Raw genomic sequence first — 7,468 nt, 5'->3', positions numbered from 1 at the left:
AATTTATCAAGGTTGTAGAACGTTCAAAGGTGCTGAGAGAAAATTGGAAAAATGGATAAGAATAGGCGGAATATTATATCAAAGTAGTGCCAGTATGATCCGGAAGCATTTGTCGGGTATCTGTAATTACTTTGAAAATCAGACAACCAACGGATTAATTGAGGGAATGAATACCAAAATAAAGCTTATTAAAAGAATCAGTTATGGATTTACCAATTTTGAACATCTTCGACTTAAGCTGTTTGCTTGCTTTAATTCATAACAAAAATTAACACACGAAAACCAGAAGAGCCCAAAAAGTCACCTCGTCAAATTATTTTGGATATGGATGTGACGGATGATCAAGTACATGGAAATCAGGAGGGAGCGTTTTTCAATACTTATTATAAAGGAGTCTGTTATGCACCTTTGTATATTTTTTTTGGGACTCATTTATTAGTCGCTAAACTCCGTTCATCCAATGTCGATCCAGCAGAAGGAGCTTTAGAGGAATTACAAAGAATTATCGGAATCATTCGAGAAAAATGGAAAGAAACTTACATCTTCGTTCGAGGTGACAGTGCTTATGATCGGGAAGAAATCTTCAAATTCTGTGAAGAACAAGACCCAGGGTAAGCGCATCTTAACAATCCTTGACAAAATGAACTTTATGTGAGTTGCTTACCCACGATTCAGGCATATTTGAGGATAATTTGCCATCTCAATTGTTAAGCAAAAATCGACCAAATGGGTCGATTTCGTAACTATTCTGATTGACTGGTATCACTTGAAATGCCCACGCGGATGACAAAATTGGCCAATTGTCAATAGCGTTTGAGATGCTCTCACCCTGCGGATAAATACGGCATAAGTCGCGAGCGCGTCCGTCAAATTCTTGCTAGTAACCCCGAATTTGAAGCTTATCGGCAAAAACAAAAGGAAAAAAATTGTCGCTGAACGACTGAAAGAGGATCGGAAGAAAAGTGTCACATTGAATCCCAACCTTGTCTTGGATAATTTCAACATGATGTTGAGTTTGCTGTCACCCTTCGGAGATAATCAGGTATTGATTTATGTCCATATTCCAAAAGTATTAAGAATTATGTGCGATTGCCCCACCTCTTGACTAAGTTGTTAGAACAAGTTTCTTTATTCTATGTTAGGATGTGGGCGGTTCATTTTTTGGTCTGATTTGTTGTTGTATTGATCGGACAGTACCTGATGAGCCTTTCTTGGTCAACTGTTGAGGTTGATGCGTTTCATTTTTGAATTGGCGAACCGATGAAATATTTATTAACAAAATCACTAATCGCCACGGCGGGAATTACCTTCTTCACTCTCCTTTCTCCTTTCAAGACCCTAGGGGCAACCTTCGATAGTTTTCAGGTATTCGGCGATAGCTTATCGGATCCGGGAAATTTATATAAACTAACGGGCAATCTTTACCCGCCTAGCCCCCCCTACGGGAACGGGCGCTTTTCTAACGGCCCACTCTGGATCGAGTATTTACAGCAGGATTTCGGACTGCCGAATAGCGCGGTGCTGAATCTTGCCTACGGCGGAGCCACCAGCGGTCACCAGAACGTGGCCGAACTCTTGTTCGGGGGGAATTTTCCCGGATTACTCGACGAGATCGGCGCGTTCGCCGCGAACCCGTTCCTATCAACTTTCGACGCTCGCGATCTCTTCGTCGTGTGGGCCGGGGCTAACGACTATCTTTTCGGTTTCAGTACCGACCCCGATGCCGTAGTCGGTAACATTATCGCCGCGGTTGAAACCCTGATCTCCCCTGCGGTCGGGGCGAAAACGGTAATCGTTCCGAATCTACCGGATCTCGGTAAATTACCCAGTCAGGCGGGAATACCGGGGATGACGAATCTAGCCCTAGAGCATAATCAGAAATTAGCCTCGGCGCTTCAAGCCCTCCAAAACGCTCCCTCGACTGCGGCCACTCTGATCCCGCTAGATATCTACTCTCTCTTCGAGAACACCTACAACGATCCGTCTCGCTACGGTTTAACCAATGTCACGGATGCTTGTTTGAATACCAATACCTGGCAGATCTGCTCGAATCCCTCCGAGTATCTTTTCTGGGACGGTTTCCATCCCACGACCGTAACCCATCAAGCGATCGCCGGTCTCGCCTCGACAACCCTCGCCAGCGTTCCCGAACCGGACGCAACAGGTGCGATCGTTATCGTTGCTTTTGTCGGTTTGGGTGTTAAAGTGGCGCAGGTAACGATGAAAAGAAAACCGAACCGAGCCAGCGATCCCCCTTTCCGGGTAAAAGCGGCTGAAGGAAGGATTGACATACTCCCACCGTCACAGCGTAGCTTGACGGTGGGAGTATGTCAATTGCTATAAAGTAGGTTTACTGAAGAAGTGGAGGGAATCATCATCCTATGGCGATAATGACAAAATCATTTAGACAAAGACTGGCAGAGATTTTCGGGTTTGACCTGCGATCGCTGGCTTTATTTCGCATTGCCTTGGCGTTAGTGGTTTTAGTAGATTTATCGGTTCGTTTTAGCCAAGTAACTGCCCATTACAGCGGATTGGGGGTTTTACCCCTAGGAAGCTTATCGAAAGTCTCTGCTAGTCCTTTTTACTGGTCTATTTTTGCTCTCAGTGACTCGGTGCTGGTGCAGAGTATCCTGTTTATTGTCGCTATAGCGATCGCATTATTGCTTTTAATTGGCTATCATACCCGTTTAGCCACGATCGCCACTTGGGCGCTAATCGTCTCTTTACATCATCGCAACCCCCTGTTACTATTTGCCGCCGATGACGTAATCCGGGCAGTATTATTCTGGGCGATGTTTTTACCCCTGGGTGCCTGTTATTCCGTGGAAAGTGCCTTAAACACCAATCCCAACCCCCTACCCAAGCGTGTGGTTTCGGCTGCCACGGTCGCTTTTATGATACAGGTGTGTTACATCTATATGTGGTCAGCGGCCTTTAAAACCAAAAGTGAGACTTGGTGGCCCGACGGTACAGCCGTTTATTACTCTCTCAGTTACGATCAATACGGTACTGCTTTTGCCGGTTTTTTACTATCTTTACCGCCACAATTACTAGAAATCCTCACCTTTTCAGCGTTAATCTTTGAATGGGTGGGTCCACTGCTAATTTTTATTCCCTTTCGCAATAGTCTCTTTAAAATAGTCGCTATTCTCTCGTTTATTCTCTTACATATCGGTTTTGGTCTCAGTTTTCATCTGGGAATTTTCCCGTTTTTGAGTGTTACCCATTGGTTGCCCATCATCCCTAGCTTAGTCTGGGATTGGGGACAAAAACGGATGAGAAACCCAGAAAGAGAAGGTTTAAGGATTAATTATGATCGAGATTGTGGATTTTGCAAAAAAGTTGTTCATCTTCTCCGCACGTTTCTCATTTTACCCGGCACTCCCCTGTTAGTCGCTCAGGATAACCCCTCAATATACGAGGATATGGTGGCCCAAAATTCTTGGGTGGTGGAAGATTGGCAGGGAAAACGTCAGTTTAAATGGTCAGCAGTGGTTTATATTGTCAGTCTTTCGCCAATTTTCTGGTTTTTAGCGCCAATTTTGCGTTTACCGCCCCTTATGGCCGTGGGAACGAGAATTTATGAGTGGATTGCCTCCCATCGTCGTTTTATGGGCAATTTCACCAAACCTCTCAAGTTTCGTCCCCTGACGATTAAATCCTCTTTACCTTTAAATATTTTGGTAATTTTCTTCTTATTGTTGACCAGTATCTGGAATTTACGCAGTTTTGTCCGGCAATCGGCCATTAGAGGCGATTTAAATACACCTTTAATTCAGTCCCTCGATCGCTTGCTCACCCGTCGTACTTTCAATACAATTGATATTCTGGCAAGAGTTACCCGTTTAGACCAGTATTGGACTATTTTTGCCCCTTCTCCCCCTCGCGATGATGCTTGGTTTGTGGCAGTCAGTCAATTAGCCGATGGTTCCACGGTAGACATATTTAGGGAAGGACAGCCGGTAATTTGGGATAAACCCACCGAAAGCGATCGCAATCGTTTGTATAAAACCATGCAGTGGCGACAATATTTTATTAATCTTAATCGAGCTATCGGTCGGTCAGTTTATGGAGAGTTTGGTCAGTATCTCTGTCAAAACTGGAATCAGCAGCACGGTAGTGATCAACAAATTAAATCCCTGCAACTTTATATCATGCGGGAAAGGACTGTCCCCCCCGGAGAAAAACAGGGAATCGAAAAAGAACTACTCTGGCAGCAAAACTGTCTTTAATCAGTTATCAGTTATCAGTTATCAGTTATTAACCAGATCAAAGTTATCTTGTAACTAAAATCTGATTGCTTCTTTTTCCCTTTCAAACTAACTACCGCTAAACCTTAAACATCGCTAGAACCACTCTGGAGACTAGCGAGGGATTTTTCAAAATTCATTCTCTGTTCAGCATTGCGGAGAAAGTAACCACTCATCATTGCTGAGGCCAATAACCGGCCCAGATGTTCGCGACTGGTACTGATAGTGACCCCGAAATGTTCCGAAGGAAGGTTGCCCAAAAGTCCGATAATGTTGCGTTCCATCACTTGGAAAACCTCTTGGGACTCCGGTTTCGAGAGTTGGGCGATTGTTTCTGGACTTAAGGTCTGGACATACTGCCACAAACTCTCGGAAAATTCACTATCGGTACCGAATAAATTGTGAGGGCGATCGTTTTCTCTATACACCTTTGATCTCCTGAACTCAATTTTTTTATAAACTATCCTTTTGGTTCTTCCAATTTAACAGTTTTTTGAGATAGTGGGAGTCGGTAGAACCGAACCTGAACGGAATGGTTATACCAAGCAAAAAACCCATCTCCAGCAAAAATAAAAAACTTAACACTGATGATAACCGATCACTGTTCACTGATAACTTTTATTTACCCATACCTAAATGCTGGGCCTTTTGATAGACTTTACCCTCCGTCAGCAGCGAGGGGGCAATCACCACTTCCACCTGTTGCATTTCCTTTAAGTTCTTAGCACCCAAAGTTCCCATACTGGTTTTCAGCGCCCCTAGGAGGTTATGAGTACCATCATCTAATTTTGCCGGTCCGACGAGGATTTCGGCAATAGTTCCCGTACTGCCCACACTAATCCTGGTTCCCCGGGGTAGAATCGGGCTAGGTGTGGCCATACCCCAGTGAAAACCGCGGCCCGGTGCCTCCACAGACCGGGCAATGGGAGAACCAATCATCACCGCGTCAGCACCACAGGCGATACATTTGCAGATATCACCGCCGGTAATAATGCCGCCATCGGCAATAACGGGGACGTATTTACCGGTTTCTTGGAAAAAATCGTCCCTAGCGGCGGCACAATCGGCCACAGCAGTGGCTTGGGGAACTCCCACTCCTAAAACGCCGCGAGAAGTACAGGCAGCCCCCGGACCGATACCGACCAAAACCCCGGCTGCCCCGGTTTTCATCAGGTTAAGGGCGACTTCGTAGGTGACGCAGTTCCCCAAAACCACGGGAATGGGCATTTCTTGGCACAGTTGCACTAAATCGAGGGGGGTGATAGCTTCCGGGGATAAATGGGCAGTGGAAACAACGGTTGCTTGGACAAAGAGAATATCGGCCGCTGCTTGGGCGACGATAGCACCGTATTTGACGGCACCGGCAGGGGTGAGGCTAACTGCCGCAATACCGCCTTTTTCTTGAATTTCTTGGATACGAAGTTCGATTAGTTGCGGTTTAATCGGTTCTGCGTAGAGTTCCTGCATTAAACCGACGAATTCTGATTTGCCGACCGCTGCAATGCGATCGAGAATCGGGTTAGGATCCTCGTAACGGGTTTGAATTCCTTCGAGGTTTAGTACCCCTAGCGCCCCCAACTCGGAGAGAAGGACGGCCATTTTAGTATCCACCACCCCATCCATAGCGCTGGCGATAATCGGGATTTCCCGCTCGATATTGCCGAGAGACCAACGGGTATCGGCTAAACTAGGATCGAGGGTTCGCACTCCGGGTACAAGTGCGATTTCATCGATACCGTAAGCTCTACGGGCTGTTTTGCCCCGACCAATAATTGTATCCACGTTTCTATACTATTTCAGACCTATTTAGCCTAGACTAGCAAATTTCGCACCATCTCGAACAGCTTTTCGGTATTATTGCCGACTAGGCCCCGGGAAAATAATCGCCGCAGTCGATCGCTTGTTCGGTGTTGGCGCTCCTGGGTTGTACACTACATTTGAGGCGATAATCGTTGGTAAAGTAGCGGCAGTGGGAGCAAGGGATGGAGTGCATCCGTCGGGCAACTTGCCAACTATCGCGCACGGCACTGGCTAAAGACCAGCAAACTAAAGCGATAATGGCAGCGGCGATTGAAAAACGTAAAATAATCCAGATTTCCATGGCGAGCAACTAAAATTACCTGATTTGGATAGGAATCAACCGAGGCAATTGGCATAGGGTTAGATACTGAACAGTTTACTGACATCCAGACTAACCGTTAGCAATCACCAGACTTTTAAGAACATTTTCGGTCATGGCCGCTAGTTGATCCAATTGTTCCTGATGGCGTTTTGCCTGTTTTTTGGCTTCTACCTTGCGTTTCAGGGCTTCCCGGGCTAAATCATCGCGATTTCTGCTTAAAGCTTCGATCGCTACTCGATTCCATGTTTCTGCTTCTTGAAGGGCTTTTTTGTACTGGGGTTGAATTTCATCCCAACTGACCTTAAGATTGCTTAAAGCCCCTTTTAACAGAGTTTGGGCATTGTTGGGGTCGGCTCCGATGAGGGATTTTTTCAGAGGTTCGTAGAGTCCCACCGCTTGTAAATGGGTAATAATCGGGATAAATTCTTCTATCTGTTGACTTTTGCTAATACCGGTCTTACACCAAGTGGCAAAATGTTCGCAGTTGTTAAAAAGAAGATTATATTTCTGCTCCCCCAGACGACTTAGCGCCCTTTCTACCACCACATCGGGGATAAAGGAAAATCCCACCTCTACATGGCGCACCACATAGATTTTACCGCCCCTAGCAAAGGTTTCTAGGGAAGTTCGTTCGACAATTTCGCTCGGTTTTCGGTAATGAATGACGCTACCATCACCGCAATCGATGCCATGATGGGCATAAACACCCTGAAGATTGAGCAATTCCCGATAAGCGTATATTTGATCCCCTTTAGCCATATTTTTTTAGTGATCAAGTAAACAAGGAGATTATCTATTGAGCCAGTTTTTCTGGGTATTAATCTTCGTTTTCTTGAAAATATTCCCGATCGCGATTTGTCAAAACCTATTATAGCATTTATCTTAATGATGAGGTACAAAGTTTTCCTTTGGGGGAGTCGGTCGTCAATACCAAATTAGGTTACACTTCATTTTTATCTGGACTTCCCCCATACAGAAATACTAAAAAATTAACAAAACCCTTACTGCAGGTCGCTTCTCAGAAAAAATTGAAAAGACGCTACTGGGTACATTTTCCCTTTGAAAATGGCTGTACCGTTGACTGTATCTAGAG

Annotated in this window: 7 protein-coding genes and 2 pseudogenes; 5 read left to right on the top strand and 4 right to left on the bottom strand. The window is 45.3% G+C overall.

Going from position 1 to position 7,468, the window contains the following annotated elements; translation table 11 throughout:
• From O9300_RS03165 to O9300_RS03150, 5 genes and pseudogenes are all read left to right on the top strand, one after another.
• A partial coding sequence (locus tag O9300_RS03165; protein WP_287970003.1) for a transposase occupies window positions 1-262 on the top strand: 262 nt, incomplete at its 5' end.
• A gap of 23 nt (window positions 263-285) precedes the next feature.
• Window positions 286-603, top strand: a pseudogene (locus tag O9300_RS03160) (transposase); the annotation flags it as partial.
• Window positions 604-834: 231 nt separating this feature from the next.
• Window positions 835-936: pseudogene (locus tag O9300_RS19610) on the top strand (sigma factor-like helix-turn-helix DNA-binding protein); the annotation flags it as partial.
• Between the two features lie 324 nt (window positions 937-1,260).
• Window positions 1,261-2,343, top strand: coding sequence for an SGNH/GDSL hydrolase family protein (locus tag O9300_RS03155; protein ID WP_287970001.1), 1,083 nt, complete (start codon window positions 1,261-1,263; stop codon window positions 2,341-2,343).
• A 38-nt stretch (window positions 2,344-2,381) separates the two neighbouring features.
• Entirely contained in the window at window positions 2,382-4,235 is a 1,854-nt protein-coding gene (locus O9300_RS03150) for a hypothetical protein (RefSeq protein WP_287969999.1), read from the top strand.
• 104 nt (window positions 4,236-4,339) lie between these two features.
• Here the strand turns inward: O9300_RS03150 and O9300_RS03145 are convergent, their stop codons facing one another.
• The 4 genes from O9300_RS03145 to O9300_RS03130 form a co-directional block, all read right to left on the bottom strand.
• On the bottom strand, window positions 4,340-4,681 hold the full coding sequence (locus O9300_RS03145; protein ID WP_002796237.1) for a DUF760 domain-containing protein: 342 nt from the start codon (window positions 4,679-4,681) through the stop codon (window positions 4,340-4,342).
• A 190-nt stretch (window positions 4,682-4,871) separates the two neighbouring features.
• On the bottom strand, window positions 4,872-6,035 hold the full coding sequence (locus tag O9300_RS03140) for a GuaB3 family IMP dehydrogenase-related protein (protein ID WP_287969997.1): 1,164 nt from the start codon (window positions 6,033-6,035) through the stop codon (window positions 4,872-4,874).
• A gap of 82 nt (window positions 6,036-6,117) precedes the next feature.
• Window positions 6,118-6,354, bottom strand: coding sequence for a hypothetical protein (locus O9300_RS03135; protein WP_043997914.1), 237 nt, complete (start codon window positions 6,352-6,354; stop codon window positions 6,118-6,120).
• Between the two features lie 90 nt (window positions 6,355-6,444).
• A complete protein-coding gene (locus O9300_RS03130; RefSeq protein WP_287730279.1) occupies window positions 6,445-7,134 on the bottom strand; it encodes a lecithin retinol acyltransferase family protein in 690 nt (229 codons plus the stop codon).
• Between the last annotated feature and the right edge of the window lie 334 nt (window positions 7,135-7,468).

It is taken from the genome of Microcystis sp. LE19-195.1E, assembly GCF_027532095.1.
GTDB lineage: Bacteria > Cyanobacteriota > Cyanobacteriia > Cyanobacteriales > Microcystaceae > Microcystis > Microcystis aeruginosa.
The sequence above is the reverse complement of the archived record's forward strand: the minus strand, read 5'-3'. Positions and strand labels throughout refer to the sequence as shown.

Bases quoted from the DNA above. Each gene is read 5' to 3' on its own strand.
- O9300_RS03155 (WP_287970001.1), top strand. From the start codon at position 1,261: ATGAAATATTTATTAACAAAATCACTAATCGCCACGGCGGGAATTACC.
- O9300_RS03130 (WP_287730279.1), bottom strand. From the start codon at position 7,134: ATGGCTAAAGGGGATCAAATATACGCTTATCGGGAATTGCTCAATCTT.
- O9300_RS03135 (WP_043997914.1), bottom strand. From the start codon at position 6,354: ATGGAAATCTGGATTATTTTACGTTTTTCAATCGCCGCTGCCATTATC.
- O9300_RS03150 (WP_287969999.1), top strand. From the start codon at position 2,382: ATGGCGATAATGACAAAATCATTTAGACAAAGACTGGCAGAGATTTTC.